Below are 17,424 nucleotides of genomic sequence, written 5' to 3' on the forward strand. Positions count from 1 at the left end.
GCGACCGCCTCCGGCGCGCCGACCGCCGCCAGCCCCGCGCGCCGCCCTTTGATCCTGCGCGCGGACGTCATGATCGTCCTCGCGGCGCTCGCGCTCCTGACCGTCGCGGTGACGCTGATGGCCTCGGCCGGGCTCGTCTCGACCTCCTTCGTCAAGCTGCTGGGCAAGACACTCTGCCTCTGCCTTGCCGCACTCGCCTTCGACCTGGTGTGGGGCTATACCGGAATCCTCAGCCTCGGCCATTTCGCGTTCTTCGGGATCGGCGGTTACGCCATCGGCATGTGGCTGATGTGGGACCGCACCGAGGGGATCGTCGCCGAGACCCTCTCCCGCGCGCCCCTGCCCCCCACAGCGCTCGAACTCGAAGAGGCCATCGGCACCCAGATCTTCGGCGTCGTCGGCTCGTCCGAGATCCCGTGGCTCTGGGCCTTCGCGTCCTCGCTGCCGCTGCAACTGGCCTTCGCGGTGCTGGTCCCAGGCCTCCTGGCGCTGGTCTTCGGCTGGCTGGCGTTCCGCAGCCGGGTCGCGGGCGTCTACCTCTCGATCCTGACGCAGGCGGGTACGCTGGCCCTGTCGCTCTGGCTCTTCCAGAACGACAGCGGGCTCCGTGGCAATAACGGCCTCTCCGGGTTACAGAACATTCCAGGCCTCACGGACCTGCCCCAGCGCGTCATCTCGCTCTGGTTCCTCTGGGCCTCGGCGCTGGCGCTGGGGCTCGGCTACCTCCTCGCGGTCTGGGTCGTCTCGGGGCGGTTCGGGTCTGTCCTGCGCGGCATCCGTGACGACGAAGCGCGGGTGCGCTTCCTCGGCTACGAGGTCGAGCACTACAAGCTCGCCATCTTCACCGGCACGGCGATGGTCACGGGGCTAGCGGGGGCGCTCTACTATCCGCAGGCGGGCATCGTGAACCCGGCCGAGATCGCGCCCATCGCGTCGATCTACCTCGCCGTCTGGGTCGCCATCGGCGGGCGCGGACGGCTCTATGGCGCGGTGATCGGGGCGGCGGTCGTGTCGCTGGCCTCGTCTTGGTTCACCGGCGGCGGCGCACCCGATATCGACCTCGGGTTCTACGAGATCCGCTGGACCGACTGGTGGCTCGTGCTGCTGGGCCTCAGCTTCGTGCTCGTCACGCTCTTCGCGCCCAAGGGCCTCGGCGGGCTGGTCGATCTCTGGACGGATCGCCGCGCCGCGCGCGCGCGCCAGGGCGATTTCGGACCGGATGTCGGGTCGCGACGGGCCGAGGAGGAACAGCCATGAGCGCACTTCTCGAGGTGTCCGGCGTCACCAAGAGCTTCGAAGGCTTCAAGGCCATCGACAATCTCTCCTTCTCGGTGGGCGAGCCGGAACTCCGCGCCATCATCGGCCCGAACGGCGCAGGCAAGACGACCTTCATGGACCTCGTGACCGGCAAAACCCGGCCCGACTCGGGCTCCATCCGCTACGGCGAACTGTCACGCGACCTGACCCGCATGTCCGAGGCACGCATCGCCCGCGCGGGCATCGGGCGGAAATTCCAGAAGCCCACCGTCTTCGAGGACCAGACCGTCGCCGAGAACCTCGCCATGGCGCTCGCCGCGCCACGCGCACCCTTCACCGTCCTGACCCGCCGCCCGCCGATGGGCGAACGCACCGCCGAGATCGCGGACCGCGTCGGGCTGGCCGCGCGACTGGACGACCGCGCCGCGATCCTGTCCCACGGCCAGAAGCAATGGCTCGAGATCGGGATGCTGCTGGCGCAGGAGCCACGGCTGCTGCTGGTGGACGAACCGGCCGCAGGGATGACCGCCGCCGAGCGCGAGCGGACGACCGCCATGCTGAAGGAGGCCGCGAAGACCCGTGCGGTCGTCGTCATCGAGCATGACATGGAGTTCGTGCGCCGTCTCGATTGCCGGGTGACGGTCCTTCACGAAGGGCGCGCGCTGGCCGAGGGATCGCTCGACCATGTCTGCGCCGACAGCCGCGTCATTGACGTCTACCTCGGACGCCCCGAGGCCGCCGGTGCTTGAGGCACACGGCATCACTCTCGACTATGGCGGCAGTCGCATCCTCCACGGTATCGACCTCGTGGCCGAGACCGGACGCATCACCTGCGTCATGGGGCTGAACGGCACCGGTAAGACCTCGCTCCTGAAGGCCATCGCCGGGCGGCATCCGGCGGGCGGAACCGTTACGCTGGACGGCACGCCACTGCCGCCGGGGGCCCGCGACCGGGCGCGCGCGGGCATCGCCTACGTTCCGCAGGGGCGCGAGATCTTCCCCCAGCTCACCGTGGCCGAGAACCTCGCCACCGCCTTTGCCTGCCTGCCTAAGACCGAGCGCCGCGTGGATGACGAGATCTACGACCTGTTTCCGGTTCTCAAGGAGATGCGGGGGCGTCGCGGCGGCGACCTCTCGGGTGGGCAGCAACAGCAACTCGCCATTGCGCGGGCACTGGTAACGCGGCCTCGCGTCCTGCTGCTCGACGAACCGACCGAGGGCATCCAGCCCAATATCATCGCCCAGATCGGGCGCGTGGTCGCAGGGCTGAGGGATCGAGGCGACATGGCGATCGTGCTGGTCGAGCAGCGGTTCGACTTCGCGTGGGGGCTGGCCGACCGGATCGTCGCGCTCCGGCGCGGCACGGTCCTGCGCGACGAGGCGCGCGCAGTGGCCTCGCGGGAGGAGGTGCTGGCCGACGTCTCGGTCTGACGCGGCCCCTCAGCCCGGCACCGGTCCCAGCGTGCCCCGCAGCACCACCGTCGCCTCCAGCTCGACCGAGGGTCCGTCGATCGTACGCGCCCCCACCATGTCAACCAGCAGCCCCGCCGCCCGGCGCCCCATCTCTCGGTGGGGAACGTGGACCGTGGTCAGCGGCGGATCGGCCACGGTGGCCAGATCGATATCGTCGAAGCCGGTGATGGACACGTCGCGCGGCACCGACAGACCGCGCAGCCGCGCCGCGCGCATCGCACCCACGGCCAGCACGTCGTTGCCGCACATCACGGCCGTCGGAGGGTCCGCGTGGTTCATCAGCGCGTCGAAGGCCACGCCGCCTTCGGCAACGCCGTAGATCGTCTCGATACACATTTCGGGCGCCAGGGGCGCGCCCGCCGCCGCCAGCATCCGCCGGATGCCGGCCAGACGGTCGCGCGCCCGGTCGTTGCCCACGGTATCGGCCGAGATCACGCCGATACGGCGATGCCCTTCGTCCAGGACGGCACGGGCCAGCCGCGCCATCGCGGCGGCGTTGTCGAAGCCGATCGCGGGCAGCCGGCCGGGACCCGGATCATGGGCCCATGCAACCAGCGCGGGAATGCCCCGCGCCGCCAGCACCTCGGTCACGGCCGGGTCGCGGTGGTGGCCGATCAACAGAAGACCGTCTGTCCCCCGCGCCGCCAGCGTCCGGATCTGCTCGGCCTCGAGCGCCTCGCGGTAGGAGGAGGATGCCACCAGGAGGGTGTAGCCCCGGGCGTCGAGTTCCTCCTGGAACGCCTGCAGGCCACGCGCGAAGATCGCGTTCTCCATGGTGGGAATCACCGCGCCGATCATGCCCGACCGCCGTGCGGCCAGCGCGCGGGCCGCCGTGTTGGGCGCGTAGCCCAGCGCGGCCACCGCATCGAGCACCCGCGCCCGCGTGCCTGGCGACACCCGGTCCGGCGAGTTCAGGCAACGCGAGACCGTCGCGGCCGACACGCCGGCGTGCAGGGCGACATCCGCCAGCTTGGCCGGGCGATCGGCATTCATGCGCACGATTCTGAAAACACGAGATTCCTCCGCCCGCATGTTCGCCCGGGCCGCACCAAATAGCCACCGATTGATGAAAGCGCTTGCACGAATCTCATGAAAGCGCTTTCATCAGGGCGACCGACCGGTCACCACCGACGCTTGGGAGGGCTTCGGAATGGCACTCATCATCGCAGCGATTTTCCTCGCGGCCTTTGTGACCAACGTGGTCATGGGCTCGGTCGCGGGGGACGCACCCTTGGGCAACGTGGCCGAAATGCTGCTGCTGCTGACCGCGGCCGTGGCGTTCACCGTCGCGATCCTGCGGCGCGAGGCAGATGCCAAGGCCAAGGTGCGACCGGACGACGACTGACGACCCAACCATCCACCAGGGAGGAACGAGATGGACATCAAACGCGACGAGCTGGCCTCCGCCGAGCGCCGCAATTTTCTCAAGCTGACGGGGACCGGTGCGTTCACCGCCGCGATGGTCGCGGGGGGCGCGGGCCTTCTGTGGTCCGACGCCGCCGTGGCCCAGACCCAGAACGAGGAGCGCGAGCGCGAAGCCGCCGCCGAACACACCATGACGATCGCGACGGCCTATGTGCTCGGCGCGTCGCGCAGCTATCCGATCATGCAGCTCGACCTCAAGGAGAACATCCAGAACTCCACCGGCGGCAAGGTCTACGTCAAGCTGGCCCCCGGCGGTCAGCTCGGGGCGGGCGGCGCGCTGGTCCAGGCCGTGCAGGGCGGCACCATCCAGGCCGCGCAGCACTCGATCTCGAACTTCGCGCCCTTCGCGCCGATCACCGACCTGATCAACATGCCGTATCTCTGCGGCTCCAATCAGCGGTTCACCAACCTCGTGCATTCTGATGTCTGGGCGCAGGAAGTGAACCCCAAGGTCGAGGAAGCCGGTTTCAAGCCGCTCTTCTACGTCAATATCGACCCACGGGTGGTCGCGGTCCGCGCCGGTGGCGCCGGTCCCGTGCTGACGCCGGGCGACCTTTCGGGCGTGAAGTTCCGCGTGCCCGGCTCGGAGATGCTGCAGCAGTACTACCGCATGGTCGGCGCCAACCCGACGCCGGTGGCTTGGGGCGAGACGCCCTCGGCGATCAAGCAGGGCGTGGCCGATGCGCTCGATCCCTCGGTCGGCGCCCTTTACGTGTTCGGCTTCAAGGACATCCTGAGCCACGTCACCTTCACGCAGGCCGTGCCGGACAGTCAGGTCTATTCGTGCAACCTCGAGTGGTTCAACTCGATGCCCGCGGACGTACAGGACGGGATCATGGAGGCCTCGGAGTTCTCGCGGCACCAGAACCTCGCCAAGGTCCCCTCGGCCCGCGCCTATGCCATGGCCGAGCTGATGAAGGCCAACGTGGAGTTCCACAGCCTCAGCGACGATCAGCTGGCCGAATGGCAGGATGCCGGCGGCTACCAGAACGCCGACTGGGACAGCTTCAAGATGGAGCTGGCCGGGTCGATGGACACCTTCGCCAAACTCGAGGAAGCCGCCGGAACCCAGGGCCGCTACTACGTGCACGACGCCTGATCGGCGCCACCTCGCACCTGACGCGCGGCCCCCGATTCGGGGCCGCGCACCCCCACCCCACTGCCCGAAGGACGCGCCATGCGACCGATCATTCAGGCCCTCGACACGAACGCCGAACGCTGGGCGCTTCTGGTCTTCTACGTGATGCTCGTCGGCACGATGTTCATCGAGGTCGTCCGCCGCGAGGTCTTCTCCTACTCCTCGATCTGGGGCGAGGAGATCGTCCGCTACAGCTTCATCTATCTCGCCTGGATCGGGGCCGCTGCCGCCGTCCGCGAACGCGGCCATATCCGCATCGATGTGCTGATGAACTATGTCAGCCCGCGCGTGAAGGCGGCGCTCTACATCCTCGGTGACCTCGTAATGTTCTTCGTCGCGGCCATCGCCTTCTACTGGTCTCTGGAGACGGCGCTCGTCTCGGCCAAGTTCGGCTCGGTGACCCACGGCCTGCGCATCAGCCAGGTCTGGTTCCTGATGGCGGTCCCCATCGGGTTCGGCCTGATGATGTTTCGCCTGATCCAATCCTTCCTGCGCGATGTGCGCGACCTTCGGGACGGCCGCGCCGTCTACGAGGGTGACAAGCTCTTCGACTGAGGGGACGCGAGATGCTCTGGAACCAGCTTCAGGAACAGACGGTCATCCTCGGATGGGACTTCTACATCCCGGTGATTCTCTTCGTGCTCCTCGTCGCCCTCGCCGTGCCCGTCTGGGCCGCCATCGGCGTCGCCGCCATCTCGATGCTCATGCTGTCGGGCGCCCTGCCGCTCAGCCTCGTGGGCGAGAGCCTGTTTCACGGGATCGACCATTTCGCCCTGACCGCCGTGCCCCTCTTCATCCTGACGGGCGACGTGCTCGTGCGGACCGGCCTCAGCCGCAAGTTCCTCGACGTGGCCGAGGCGCTGACCTGTTGGGCCAAGGGCGGCTTCGGCTCGGCCACCGTCCTCGTCTGCGGCATGTTCGCCGCCATCTCGGGCTCGGACGCCGCGGGTGCGGCCGCTGTCGGCCGGATGACGATCGACCGCCTGGTCGAGAGCGGCTACCCCCGCCCCTATGCCTGCGCCCTCGTCGCCGCCGGTGCCTGTACTGGCATCCTGATTCCGCCCTCGATCGCCTATATCATCATCGGTCTCGTGCTCGGCATCTCGGCCTCGACGCTGTTTCTCGCGGCCCTCATCCCTGGTCTCTGTATCCTCGTGTCGATCCTCGTGACCAACATCGTCATGAACCGTCTCAACCTCTGGGAGGGCGGCGGCATCATGACCACGGGCGAATGGGCCGCCAATCTGGGCCGTGCGCTCAAGTCCGGCTGGTATGCCTTCATCGTGCCCGGCATCATCTTCTACGGCATCTTCTCGGGTCGCCTGACCCCGACCGAAGCGGGCGCCGTGGCCGTCGTCGTGACGATCCTCATGGGCTTCGGCCTGCGCACGCTGAAGCTCTCGGATTTCCCGGCGATGCTGGTCTCCTCGGCCAAGGTCAACGGCGTCATCCTCCCCATCATCGCCTTCTCCCTGCCCTTGGCGCAGGCGCTCGCGATCATGGGCGTGCCGCAGGGCTTCGTGACCGCCGTCACCTCGCTGACCGAGGACCCGACGCTCCTGATCCTGTTGATGGTCGGCATCCTGATCGCCGCCGGCTGCGTGATGGAGACGACCCCGAACATCGTCATCCTCGCGCCGATCCTGAAGCCGCTGGCCGACAATATCGGAATGAACGAGATCCAGTTCTGCATCATGATGATCACCGCGCTGGGCGTCGGTTTCATCACGCCGCCCCTGGGCCTCAACCTCTTCGTGGTGTCCGGGATCACGGGCGAGTCGATCCTCAAGATCGCATGGCGCGCCATTCCCTTCGTGTTCTTCATGTTGATCGTGACGCTTCTGATCGCGCTCTATCCTCCGATCTCCACGGCACTCCTGCCCGACATCTACAAGTGAGGTCCGACATGCCCATCGAATATCTCAAGAAGGCTACCCTCACCGCGACCTCGGACGCGTCCGACGTGCACGAGACGGTGAAGGGCATCCTCGACGCGATCGAGGCGGGCGGCGACGCCGTCGCCATGGACTTCGCCGCCAAGTTCGACCGCTACGACGGCAACGTTCTCCTCACCGCCGAGGAAATCGACGCGGCCATCGCGCAGGTCCCCGAGAAGCTGAAGGCCGACATCCGCTTCGCCCATGCCAACGTGAAGAAATTCGCCGAGGCGCAGAAGGCGACTGTCAGCGATGTCGAGGTCGAGATCATCCCCGGCCTGGTCGCGGGCCAGAAGGCGATCCCGGTCGATGCCGCGGGCTGCTACGTGCCCGGCGGCCGCTACAGCCATATTGCCTCGGCCGTCATGACGGTCACCACCGCCAAGGTTGCGGGCTGCAACCACATCGCCGTCGCCTCGCCGCCCCGCCCCGGCATCGGCATCGCCCCCGCCATCGTCTACGCCGCGCATATCTGCGGCGCCGACAAGATCCTCGCCATGGGCGGCGTCCAGGGCGTGGCGGCGATGACCTTCGGGTTGTTCGGCCTGCCCAAGGCCAACATCCTCGTCGGGCCCGGCAACCAGTTCGTCGCCGAGGCAAAGCGCATCCTCTTCGGACGCGTCGGCATCGATATGATCGCCGGCCCGACCGACAGCCTCGTGCTCGCCGACAAGGACGCCGATCCGATGATCGCGGCCACCGATCTCGTGAGCCAGGCCGAGCACGGTTACAACTCGCCCGTCTGGCTGGTGACAGACGACCGCGCCATGGCCGACCGCGTGATGGAGCTGGTGCCCCAGCTGATCGACGATCTGCCAGAGCTGAACCGCGACAATGCCCGCGCCGCCTGGCGCGACTATGCCGAGGTCATCCTCTGCGCCGACCGCGAGGAGATGGCCGCCACCTCGGATGCCTACGCGCCCGAGCACCTGACCGTCCTCTGCGAGGATCTCGACTGGTGGCTGGATCGCCTCACCTGCTACGGCTCGCTCTTCCTAGGCGAAGAGACGACGGTCAGCTTCGGCGACAAGGCGTCGGGCACGAACCACGTGCTGCCGACCTCGCGTGCGGCGACCTATACGGGCGGCCTCTCGGTCCACAAGTACATGAAGATCGTCACCTGGCAGCGCTCCACCCGCGAGGCGGCCCGCGACGTCGCCATCGCCACAGCCCGGATCTCGCGGCTGGAGGGGATGGAGGGCCATGCGCGCGCCGCAGACATCCGGCTCGCCAAGTTCTTCCCGGGCGAGAATTTCGACCTCAGCCCCAGCGGCTGAGATGGTGCCCGCCCCCGAGCTTTCGGGCCATGTCGCCCTCGTCACCGGTGCCTCGTCCGGTCTCGGGCGTCGCGCCGCGCTGACGCTGGCGCGCGCCGGCGCCCGCGTCGTCGCCGTCGCCCGCCGGGCCGAGGCGCTGGACGCGCTGGTGGCCGACGGCCCCGACCGCGCTATTGCCCCCCTGCCCTGGGACCTGACCGATCGCGCGGCGCTGCCCGACCTCGCGCGGGCGGCGGCCACCCCGTTCGGCGCACCCGACATCGCGGTCCACGCGGCCGGTCTTAACCCCCGGCAGGCCGCGGACGACGTCACCCCCGAGGCGTGGGACGCGACGCTCGACCTCAATCTCGCCGTGCCGTTCTTTCTCAGCCAGGCGCTCGTCCCCGCAATGCGCAGCAAGGGTTGGGGTCGAATCGTCACCTTCGCCTCGCTCCAGTCGACGCGCGCCTTTCCCGCCGGGCTTGCCTACGGCGCATCGAAGGGCGGCGTGGCCCAGCTTACCCGCGCGATGGCCGAAGCCTGGTCAAAGGACGGCATCACCGCCAACGCCATCGGCCCCGGCTTCTTCGAGACCGAACTGACCGCCGCCGTCTTCGCCGACCCTGACCGCGCCGCGCGCAACGCGGCCCAGACCTGCATCGGCCGCAACGGCCGCCCCGAGGACATGGACGGGCCGCTCCTGTTCCTGTGTTCCGATGCCTGTGCTTACGTGACCGGACAGGTCCTCATGGTCGATGGCGGCTTCACCGCGAAATAGGAGTTGCCATGAAGGCTCTCGTCCAGACCGCGCCCGAGGCGCTCGAACTCCGCGACGTGCCGAACCCGCTGGTCCCGCCCGGACACCATCTCGTGCGGATCGCACGTTCGGGCATCTGCGGCTCGGACATGCACGCCTATCTCGGCCATGACGCGCGGCGGCCCACCCCCTTGATCCTCGGACACGAGGCCGCTGGCACGATCGAGGGCGGTCCCCGCGCGGGCGAGCGTGTCACGATCAATCCGCTTGTCACCTGCGGCACCTGTTCCGCCTGCCGGGCGGGCCGCGACAACCTCTGCGCGACGCGCCAGATCATCTCGATGCCGCCCCGCGAGGGTGCCTTCGCCGAAGCCGTCGCGATGCCCGACGCCAACCTCGTCCCCATCCTGGACGACACCGCCTTCGCGCAGGCGGCACTCGCCGAGCCCATCGCATGCGGCTGGCACACCGTTCGCCTTGCGCGCAGCGCGCTGGACGGCCCCGCCACGACCGCGCTGGTCATCGGGGGCGGCGCCATCGGGCTGGGGGCCGCGTTGTCGCTTGCCGCACAGGGCGTCGAGACGGTGACCATCCTCGAGCCCAACGCCGCCCGCCGCGCCACGCTCGAGACGACGTGCCGCCAGACCGCCATCGCGCCTGACGACCTCGATCCGGGCGCGCAGTTCGACCTCGTCATCGACGGCGTCGGCTATGCCGCCACGCGCGCGACGGCCTCGGCCCATGCGCGCCCCGGCGGCGTGATCGGCCATATCGGACTGGGCGAGGCCGAAGGCGGGCTCGATATCCGGCGCATGACGCTGCAGGAGATCACCTTCATCGGTACCTATACCTACACCGCCGCCGATTTCCGCGAGACCGTCGCGGCCATCACCGACGGCCGCCTCGGACCGCTCGACTGGACCGAGACGCGACCCCTGTCCGAGGGGGCGCAGGCCTTCGCGGACATCCGTGCCGGGGCCGTCGCCGCCCCGAAGGTCCTTCTGGTGCCCTGACGGGAAGGGATGCTAGCCCTCGGGTCGGAGACGACGGGGCCACGCAGCATGTTCGAGATGACCTTCGCCCTTGGGGCAATCGCCGCCCTGCTCGCGATTCCGGTCGGGCTCGTCATACTCGCCGTGCGCTCCGTCCGACAGGGACGCCGCATCGCGACACTCGAGGCCGCGCTCGCCGCGCTTGACCGACCTGCGGATCCCACACGCCGACCGATCGCCGCGCCGACCGCACCCGAAGCGACCGTCGCGGCGCCGAACCCATGGACCACGCCCCCGCCCCCCGAGCCCGTCCCGGCCGAGGCCTCTACGCCTTCTCCTTCGCCCGAGCCGCCCCAACCCCAGCCGCCCGGTGTCCTGGCCCGCGGTGCGGCCTGGCTTGCGGCGAACTGGTTCCTTGCGGCTGCCGCGGCATCCCTCGCTCTCGCGGGCATCTTCCTCGTGCAATACGGGGCCGAGCGGGGCGTCTTCCCACCCGTCGTGCGCGTCGGCACGGCGCTGGCCTTCGCGGCGGCCCTGATCATCGCGGGCGAGGTGGTCCGGCGGCGCTACGGCGACGCACCCGAATCCGGCGCGACCCTGACGCTCGGCATCCCGTCGGTGCTGTCGGGGGCTGGCATCGTGACCGCCAACGGCGCGGTTCTTGGCGCGATCCATCTCTACGGACTGATCGGGCCGCTGGCGGGTCTGGCCGCCATCGTGGCGATCTCGCTCCTATCGGTCGTCCTCGGCTGGTTCCACGGCCCCGTACTCGTCGCGACCGGTCTGATCGGCGGCGCGCTCTCGCCCTTCGTGGTCGGCGGTGGTGGCGAAGATCTGTCGCTTCTCCACGGCTACTATGCCGCGCTGGCCCTGCTCGGGCTCGCCATCGACGCCGTCCGCCGCTGGCCGGGCCGCTGGGTGTCCTGGCTGGCGCTCGGCGCAGGTCTCGGCGGTTCGATCCTGGTCCACGCAGCCGACCCGGACAGCGCGCCGGCGCACGCGGTCGCCATTGGCGTGATCACGCTTCTCGCGCTCACCTTCCCCGCCGGACGCAGCGTTCCGGCCCATCCCGGTCGGATGGTGACCGAATGGCTCACCCGTCGCCGGATGCCCGAACCGTCGACCCTCATGGCGGCGGCCACGATCGCGATCGGATCGTTGGTCGCCTATGGCCTCGCCCGCCAGGATGTCCTTCTCGGTGCGGGCCTTGCTGCGGCTCTATTCCTAGCGATCTCGCTATTTGCCCGCCATGCCCGTGCCCTTCAGGACCAAGCCCTTCCGCCGGTCGCGGCGCTCCTGGCGATGGCGCCACTCGCTTGGGCGCGCACCCCCGAACCTCTCGAGCCGAACGTCGTGCCCGAGGGTCTGCCCGAGGGCGCCTTCGTCATCCTCGCGCTTCTGGCCGTCAGCGCGCTTGTTTCGGTCGTGGCCTTCCTGCGCAGCCGAGACCCCGCTCCCACCTGGAGCACGCCCTGGGCGCTTGGGGCCGTGATCACGTTCCCCGCGATGGGCCTTCTGCTACATGTTACTGCAAACGCGCCCGCGATCCTCGGCGCCTACCCTTGGGCGCTGATCGCGATGGCGGCGGCAGCAGCCTTGACCGGTGCCGCAGCGCTCTGGGCGCGGGCCGGGGCGCGGCGCTCGGCGGCCATTGCGGGCCTCATGGCGACGACGCTGATCGGCTATGGTCTTGGATGGCTAATCGGTGACACCGCCCTGACCGTGGCGGTCGCGGGCCTGGCCTTCGGCGCGGCGTGGCTGGCACGCCGCCTGTCGCTGCCCGAACTCGGCTGGTTCGTCATCCTCGCCGCGCCATTCGTGACATGGCGCTTGGCGGCAAATCCGGGCCTCGTCTGGCACATTGAGACCGGACCGATCCTCGAAGTCTCCGCCGCGATGGCCTTGCCCGCGATCCTCTTCTGGCTCGCGCGGGGTCAGCTGACAGGCCTGCGGCGCCCAGCATCCGCCGCCGCCGACGTGGCCGAGATGGCCGCGCTCGGGGTGGCCGGGTTCACGCTGACGGCGTGGCTGATTCGCGGCATGGAGGCGCTCGATATCGATACCGGCCACGCAACGGCGGGCCTCATCGCGACGATCTGGTTCGTGCTGGCGGCGTCGCAACTCGAACTCGTGCGGCGGCGCAGCGGCCTCAGACGGCCCCGTCTCGCGGTTGCGGCGCTGTTCGGCGTCCTGGGCCTCGGCGCGCTCGTGATCGGTGCGACGCTCATCTCACCGCTCGTGGGCTTCTTCGGCCAGCCGGTCGCGGGCCCTCCCGTGTTCAACACGCTGATCCCCGCCTATCTCGTTCCGGCTGTGGCCCTTCTTGCGATGGGACGGCGGTTCGGAAGTCGCATCCTGACGGGCGCGGGCCTCGCGACGGCGGCCTATTGGGGCATCCTCGCCATCCGCCACGCGATCCGGGGCGCGAGCGAGATGTCGATCGACGACGGAATCGCCTCGTCCGAGATGGTCGTCTACACCGTGGCGCTGATCGTGCTGGGGGCGGTGCTCTTCTGGCAGGGACTGGCTCGGGGTGCCCCGACGCTGCGCCGCGCGGGCACATTGGTGCTGGGTGCGACGGTGGCGAAGGTCTTCCTCGTGGACGCAGCAGCGCTGGGCGGGCTTTTCCGGGTGACGGCGTTCCTTGCACTCGGCCTCGCGCTGATCGGGCTGACTTGGGTGGACCGTTGGGCCAGCGCACGGGCCGCTGCCGTGCGCGGCGATGATTCGACCGACGACGGATGAGCGGCGGTTCGGTTGACCACCCGGTCAAAACTTTCCTAATGTAAAGTTCGACACGGCGCGCGCTGCGTTTTTTTCCGCTCACTTCCGCGGACCGGTCGACCGATCCACGCATTGGACCCCGCGTATGCCGCCGGAAAAAATCCCGAACATGGAAGCCTTTGCCCGCGTCAGTGGGATCTCGCGGCCGACGATCTCGAAATATTTCCACGACCCGGACAGCGTGCGAAAATCCACGCGCGCGAAAATCGAGCAAGCGCTCGAGACCTACGATTACAGCCCCAACATCTACGCCATCAACCAGAACCGCCGCCTGACCAAAACCGTCGGCATCGTCGTGCCCTATCTCGCCGACCCGTTCTTTGCCGAGATGGCGCGCAATATCGAACGGCGCTGCATCGACGGCGGCTTCTCTCCGCTGCTCTTCAGCTCCCACGGCGATGCGCAGCTCGAGGTCGAGATTCTCGACAGTCTGCGGTCGCTGAAGCCCGCGGGCGTCCTGCTCGCGCCGCTGGGCCGGATCACCGACCGGACCGCCGCCGAGCGGTTTTGCACGGATGTGCCCACCGTCCTTTTCGACAGCAATATCGAAGGCTTGGGCGAGGCGTTCGTCGGTTCCGACAATTACAGCTTCGTCAACCAGAGCGTCGACTACCTCGTGGCGACCGGCGAGGCGCCCTGCTTCTTCGAGATGGCGCATCCGGCAAACCCGAATGCCAACAAGCGCAGGCTGGCCTACCTGGCCGCGATGGAGCGGCATGGGCTGGAGCCGCATCTCGTTCGCGTCGAGGGCACCGGCTGGGGGTTCGAGCAAATCGGCTACGAGGCCGGAATGGCGGCCATCGCCGATCGGTCGCTGCCGTCCAGCACCATCCTGTGCAGCAACGATCGGCTTGCGATCGGGCTTCTGTCGGCCTGCTACGAATCCGGGCTGAAGGTCGGGCGGGGCACGGGTTGCGCATTGCGGATCGCGTCCCATGACGACCACCCGTTCTCGCGGTATACCAGCCCCGCCCTGACGACGGTGGCCCATGATTACGAGGCCGTTTCGAACCGCAGCGTCGAGGCCCTGTTCGAGCTGATCGCGAGTGGCGGACGCTTCGCGGCCCGGACCGAATCCCTCTTCGCGGCGCGCCTTATCTTACGGCACTCCGCCTGACGAAACTTCCCGATGTAAACTTTACGCGGGTAAAGAATTTTCGTTGACAGGTCTCGGGACGGCTGGGTACCCTTGCCTCCGAGGGCGCAGACGTTCGCCCCGAACCAGACGTCCAGGGAGGACACCAATGACCATCAAGTACGCGCTTACCGGCGCGTCGGCCCTTGCGCTCGTCGCGGGGTCGGCCTTCGCCGACGGCCATGCCACCACGCTGACCATCGCCACCGTGAACAACGGCGACATGATCCGCATGCAGGGCTACACCGACGATTTCACCGAGAAGACAGGACACAGCGTCGAGTGGGTCACGCTCGAGGAGAACGTGCTGCGCCAGCGCGTAACCACCGACATCACGACCAAGGGCGGCGCCTTCGACCTGATGACGATCGGCATGTACGAAGCGCCGATCTGGGGCGCCAACGGCTGGCTGATCCCGCTCGACGACCTGTCGGACGAGTACAATGTCGGCGACATCCTGCCTGCGATGGCCGGTGGCCTGTCGCATGACGGCACGCTCTATGCCGCGCCGTTCTACGGCGAGTCCTCGATGGTGATGTATCGCACCGACCTGATGGAGGCCGCCGGCCTCGAGATGCCGGACGCGCCGACCTGGGAGTTCATTCGCGAGGCCGCGGCCGCGATGACCGACCGCGATGCCGAGATCAACGGCATCTGCCTGCGCGGCAAGGCCGGCTGGGGCGAGGGCGGTGCCTTCATCACGGCGATGTCCAACTCGTTCGGCGCCCGCTGGTTCGACGAGGAGTGGAACGCACAGTTCGACACCGAGGCTTGGGCCAACACCCTGAACTTCTACAAGGGCATGATGGACGAGTCCGGTCCCGCCGGTTACGCGACCAACGGCTTCAACGAGAACCTGAACCTGTTCCAGCAGGGCAAGTGCGGCATGTGGATCGACGCGACCGTCGCGGCGTCCTTCGTGACCAATCCCGACGATTCGACCGTCGCGGATTCGGTCGGCTTCGCGCTGGCGCCGGACAACGGCCTCGGCAAGCGGTCGAACTGGCTCTGGGCCTGGGCGCTGGGCATCCCGGCGGGCACGCAGAAGGAAGCTGCCGCCAAGGAGTTCATCGAATGGGCCACCGGCACGGCCTATATCGAGATGGTCGCCGCCAATGAGGGTTGGGCCAACGTGCCGCCGGGCGCGCGCCAGTCGCTCTACGACAACCCCGAGTACCAGGCCGTGCCCTTCGCGCAGATGACGCTCGACTCCATCCTGTCGGCCGACCCGAACGACTCCACGGTCGACCCGTCGCCCTATGTCGGCATCCAGTTCGCCGCGATCCCCGAATTCGCCGGAATCGCGACGCAGGTCAGCCAGGAGTTCTCGGCGGCCTATGCCGGTCAGCAGACCATCGAGGAAGCCCTCGAGAAGGCGCAGGCGATCACCACCGAAGAGATGGAAGCCGCGGGCTACTGATCTCGACCCCGAGGGGCGGCCCCGTGCCGCCCCTCGGACGCGCCCCTCACCGGCGCGACACCCGCCGGCCACCGCGCCGCCATCACAGTCCGCCGGGATCGCGCCCCGACGCGCCACCCCACGGAGGAGACCGACATGGCCACAGCACATTCCAGATCCGCCGCCCGCCTGATGATGGCCCCCGCGGTCACGTTGCTGCTGGGCTGGATGCTCGTGCCGCTCTGCATGACGCTCTACTTTTCCTTCGCCGACTATCGTCCGCTCCGCGGCGTATTCGAGCCGTGGATCGGCTTCGACAACTACGTCCGCTTCGTCAGCTCCTCGGCCTTTCTCGACTCGGTCGGCACGACGCTGATCCTCGTGGGGGCGGTGCTCGCGATCACGGTGACGCTGGGCGTCCTGCTCGCCATGCTCCTGAACGAGGAGATCTTCGGACAGGGGATCGTCCGCATCCTCGTCATCTCGCCCTTCTTCATCATGCCGACCGTGTCCGCGCTGGTATGGAAGAACATGATGATGGACCCGACCAACGGTGTCCTCAGCCATGTCTGGCGCTTCTTCGGCGCCACGCCGCACGACTTCCTGTCGCAATCGCCGCTCCTGTCGCTGATCCTGATCCTGTCGTGGCAGTGGCTGCCCTTCGCGACGCTGATCCTGCTGACCGCGATCCAGTCGCTGGATTCCGAGCAGCTCGAGGCCGCCGAGATGGACGGCGCGCCGCCGCTTGCCCGGTTCTGGTTCCTGATTCTGCCGCATCTGGGCCGGGCCATCACCATCGTGATCCTGATCCAGACCATCTTCCTGCTGGCCGTCTTCGCCGAGATCTTCGTCACCACCGGCGGCGCCTTCGGCACCCGGACGCTGTCCTATCTCGTGTTCCAGCGCGTCCTCGAGAGCCAGAACGTCGGCCTCGGCTCCGCGGGCGGCATCTTCGCCGTCATCCTCGCCAACATCGTCGCGATCTTCCTGATGCGGATCGTCGGCAAGAACCTCGACTGAGGAGACATCGACATGGCCCGCGCCGTCACGCCCCGCCGCAAGGCGATCGTCTCCCTCCTCGCATGGGGGATCGGTCTGCTGCTGTTCTTCCCGATCCTCTGGACGATCCTGACCAGCTTCAAGACCGAGGCCGAGGCCATCGCTTCGCCGCCGAGCTTCGTCGGCTTTGATTGGACGCTGGAGAATTACGAGGTCGTGCAGGAGCGGTCCGACTACATGAAGTTCCTCTGGAACAGCATTATCATCGCGGGAGGCTCGACCGTTCTCGGCGTGCTGATCGCGGTGCCCGCGGCGTGGTCGATGGCGTTCGTGCCGTCGAAGCGCACCAAGGACATCCTGCTCTGGATGCTCTCGACCAAGATGCTGCCCGCGATCGGCGTGCTCTACCCGATCTACCTGATCTGCATCGAGTTCGGCATCCTCGACAGCCGCCTCGCCCTCGTCGTGATCCTGATGCTCATCAACCTGCCGATCATCGTCTGGATGCTCTACACCTACTTCCGCGAGATACCGGCCGAGATCCTCGAGGCCGCGCGGATGGACGGGGCGGGCCTCAAGTCCGAGATCCTCTACGTGCTGACGCCGATGGCGGTGCCGGGCATCGCCTCGACGCTGCTCCTGAACTTCATCCTCGCGTGGAACGAGGCGTTCTGGACGCTGAACCTGACGGCCGCGAACGCCGCGCCGCTGACCGCCTTCATCGCCAGCTATTCGTCGCCCGAGGGCCTGTTCTTCGCCAAGCTCTCGGCCGCGTCGACCATGGCCATCGCGCCGATCCTCATCATGGGCTGGTTCAGCCAGAAGCAACTCGTCCGGGGTCTCACCTTCGGCGCCGTCAAGTAAGGAGACCG

Annotated in this window: 16 protein-coding genes; 15 read left to right on the forward strand and 1 reads right to left on the reverse strand. The window is 68.2% G+C overall.

Translation table 11 applies throughout. The features are described 5' to 3' along the window. Window positions 1–69: 69 nt before the first annotated feature. Genes urtC through urtE form a run of 3 tightly spaced genes read left to right on the forward strand, consistent with a single transcriptional unit; the run spans window position 70 to window position 2,688 of the window. Entirely contained in the window at window positions 70–1,257 is a 1,188-nt protein-coding gene (gene urtC / locus ACK8OR_RS11545) for an urea ABC transporter permease subunit UrtC (RefSeq protein ID WP_410189896.1), read from the forward strand. After that, window positions 1,254–2,006, forward strand: a complete 753-nt coding sequence (urtD, locus tag ACK8OR_RS11550) for an urea ABC transporter ATP-binding protein UrtD (RefSeq protein WP_410189535.1) — start codon at window positions 1,254–1,256, stop codon at window positions 2,004–2,006. The genes urtC and urtD overlap by 4 nt, the downstream gene beginning before the upstream one ends. Beyond that, window positions 1,999–2,688, forward strand: a complete 690-nt coding sequence (gene urtE / locus ACK8OR_RS11555; protein WP_410189536.1) for an urea ABC transporter ATP-binding subunit UrtE — start codon at window positions 1,999–2,001, stop codon at window positions 2,686–2,688. The genes urtD and urtE overlap by 8 nt, the downstream gene beginning before the upstream one ends. 9 nt (window positions 2,689–2,697) lie before the next feature. On the opposite strand, the gene ACK8OR_RS11560 is transcribed toward urtE, so the two are convergent. Beyond that, window positions 2,698–3,723, reverse strand: a complete 1,026-nt coding sequence (locus ACK8OR_RS11560) for a LacI family DNA-binding transcriptional regulator (protein WP_410189537.1) — start codon at window positions 3,721–3,723, stop codon at window positions 2,698–2,700. 157 nt (window positions 3,724–3,880) lie between these two features. Between ACK8OR_RS11560 and ACK8OR_RS11565 the strand changes: the two genes are divergently transcribed. From ACK8OR_RS11565 to ACK8OR_RS11620, 12 genes are all read left to right on the forward strand, one after another. After that, the gene (locus ACK8OR_RS11565; RefSeq protein WP_410189538.1) at window positions 3,881–4,075 is read left to right on the forward strand and encodes a hypothetical protein; all 195 of its coding nucleotides are present in this window, start codon (window positions 3,881–3,883) and stop codon (window positions 4,073–4,075) included. A gap of 30 nt (window positions 4,076–4,105) precedes the next feature. After that, window positions 4,106–5,254: a TRAP transporter substrate-binding protein gene (locus ACK8OR_RS11570; protein ID WP_410189539.1), complete on the forward strand. Its 1,149-nt coding sequence runs from the start codon at window positions 4,106–4,108 to the stop codon at window positions 5,252–5,254. Window positions 5,255–5,332: 78 nt separating this feature from the next. Beyond that, window positions 5,333–5,848: a TRAP transporter small permease gene (locus ACK8OR_RS11575; RefSeq protein ID WP_410189540.1), complete on the forward strand. Its 516-nt coding sequence runs from the start codon at window positions 5,333–5,335 to the stop codon at window positions 5,846–5,848. Window positions 5,849–5,859: 11 nt separating this feature from the next. Next, a complete protein-coding gene (locus ACK8OR_RS11580; RefSeq protein ID WP_410189541.1) occupies window positions 5,860–7,191 on the forward strand; it encodes a TRAP transporter large permease in 1,332 nt (443 codons plus the stop codon). Between the two features lie 8 nt (window positions 7,192–7,199). Beyond that, complete coding sequence (hisD, locus tag ACK8OR_RS11585; protein WP_410189542.1) at window positions 7,200–8,507, forward strand: histidinol dehydrogenase; 1,308 nt, start codon at window positions 7,200–7,202, stop codon at window positions 8,505–8,507. Between the two features lies 1 nt (window position 8,508). Continuing rightward, entirely contained in the window at window positions 8,509–9,264 is a 756-nt protein-coding gene (locus ACK8OR_RS11590; protein WP_410189543.1) for an SDR family NAD(P)-dependent oxidoreductase, read from the forward strand. Between the two features lie 8 nt (window positions 9,265–9,272). Then, the gene (locus ACK8OR_RS11595) at window positions 9,273–10,256 is read left to right on the forward strand and encodes a zinc-dependent alcohol dehydrogenase (protein WP_410189544.1); all 984 of its coding nucleotides are present in this window, start codon (window positions 9,273–9,275) and stop codon (window positions 10,254–10,256) included. Window positions 10,257–10,304: 48 nt separating this feature from the next. After that, window positions 10,305–12,980, forward strand: coding sequence for a DUF2339 domain-containing protein (locus ACK8OR_RS11600; RefSeq protein ID WP_410189545.1), 2,676 nt, complete (start codon window positions 10,305–10,307; stop codon window positions 12,978–12,980). A 124-nt stretch (window positions 12,981–13,104) separates the two neighbouring features. Further along, window positions 13,105–14,136 carry a LacI family DNA-binding transcriptional regulator gene (locus tag ACK8OR_RS11605; RefSeq protein WP_410189546.1) on the forward strand — a complete coding sequence of 344 codons (1,032 nt, stop codon included), beginning with the start codon at window positions 13,105–13,107 and terminating at the stop codon, window positions 14,134–14,136. Between the two features lie 127 nt (window positions 14,137–14,263). Next, window positions 14,264–15,574 (forward strand): ABC transporter substrate-binding protein, encoded by a 1,311-nt coding sequence (locus tag ACK8OR_RS11610; protein WP_410189547.1) that lies wholly within the window; start codon window positions 14,264–14,266, stop codon window positions 15,572–15,574. A gap of 135 nt (window positions 15,575–15,709) precedes the next feature. Then, window positions 15,710–16,573 carry a carbohydrate ABC transporter permease gene (locus ACK8OR_RS11615; RefSeq protein ID WP_410189548.1) on the forward strand — a complete coding sequence of 288 codons (864 nt, stop codon included), beginning with the start codon at window positions 15,710–15,712 and terminating at the stop codon, window positions 16,571–16,573. Between the two features lie 12 nt (window positions 16,574–16,585). Further along, the gene (locus tag ACK8OR_RS11620; RefSeq protein ID WP_410189549.1) at window positions 16,586–17,416 is read left to right on the forward strand and encodes a carbohydrate ABC transporter permease; all 831 of its coding nucleotides are present in this window, start codon (window positions 16,586–16,588) and stop codon (window positions 17,414–17,416) included. The last annotated feature ends 8 nt before the right edge of the window (window positions 17,417–17,424 follow it).

This window comes from Jannaschia halovivens (assembly GCF_046452375.1).
In the GTDB taxonomy this organism is placed as follows: Bacteria; Pseudomonadota; Alphaproteobacteria; order Rhodobacterales; family Rhodobacteraceae; genus Jannaschia; species Jannaschia halovivens.

What these genes read in the sequence shown, in the direction of transcription:
- urtC (WP_410189896.1), top strand. Translation starts at nt 70, where the DNA reads ATGATCGTCCTCGCGGCGCTCGCGCTCCTGACCGTCGCGGTGACGCTG.
- urtD (WP_410189535.1), top strand. Translation starts at nt 1,254, where the DNA reads ATGAGCGCACTTCTCGAGGTGTCCGGCGTCACCAAGAGCTTCGAAGGC.
- ACK8OR_RS11560 (WP_410189537.1), bottom strand. Translation starts at nt 3,723, where the DNA reads ATGAATGCCGATCGCCCGGCCAAGCTGGCGGATGTCGCCCTGCACGCC.
- ACK8OR_RS11565 (WP_410189538.1), top strand. Translation starts at nt 3,881, where the DNA reads ATGGCACTCATCATCGCAGCGATTTTCCTCGCGGCCTTTGTGACCAAC.
- ACK8OR_RS11570 (WP_410189539.1), top strand. Translation starts at nt 4,106, where the DNA reads ATGGACATCAAACGCGACGAGCTGGCCTCCGCCGAGCGCCGCAATTTT.
- ACK8OR_RS11575 (WP_410189540.1), top strand. Translation starts at nt 5,333, where the DNA reads ATGCGACCGATCATTCAGGCCCTCGACACGAACGCCGAACGCTGGGCG.
- ACK8OR_RS11580 (WP_410189541.1), top strand. Translation starts at nt 5,860, where the DNA reads ATGCTCTGGAACCAGCTTCAGGAACAGACGGTCATCCTCGGATGGGAC.
- hisD (WP_410189542.1), top strand. Translation starts at nt 7,200, where the DNA reads ATGCCCATCGAATATCTCAAGAAGGCTACCCTCACCGCGACCTCGGAC.
- ACK8OR_RS11590 (WP_410189543.1), top strand. Translation starts at nt 8,509, where the DNA reads ATGGTGCCCGCCCCCGAGCTTTCGGGCCATGTCGCCCTCGTCACCGGT.
- ACK8OR_RS11595 (WP_410189544.1), top strand. Translation starts at nt 9,273, where the DNA reads ATGAAGGCTCTCGTCCAGACCGCGCCCGAGGCGCTCGAACTCCGCGAC.
- ACK8OR_RS11600 (WP_410189545.1), top strand. Translation starts at nt 10,305, where the DNA reads ATGTTCGAGATGACCTTCGCCCTTGGGGCAATCGCCGCCCTGCTCGCG.
- ACK8OR_RS11605 (WP_410189546.1), top strand. Translation starts at nt 13,105, where the DNA reads ATGCCGCCGGAAAAAATCCCGAACATGGAAGCCTTTGCCCGCGTCAGT.
- ACK8OR_RS11610 (WP_410189547.1), top strand. Translation starts at nt 14,264, where the DNA reads ATGACCATCAAGTACGCGCTTACCGGCGCGTCGGCCCTTGCGCTCGTC.
- ACK8OR_RS11615 (WP_410189548.1), top strand. Translation starts at nt 15,710, where the DNA reads ATGGCCACAGCACATTCCAGATCCGCCGCCCGCCTGATGATGGCCCCC.
- ACK8OR_RS11620 (WP_410189549.1), top strand. Translation starts at nt 16,586, where the DNA reads ATGGCCCGCGCCGTCACGCCCCGCCGCAAGGCGATCGTCTCCCTCCTC.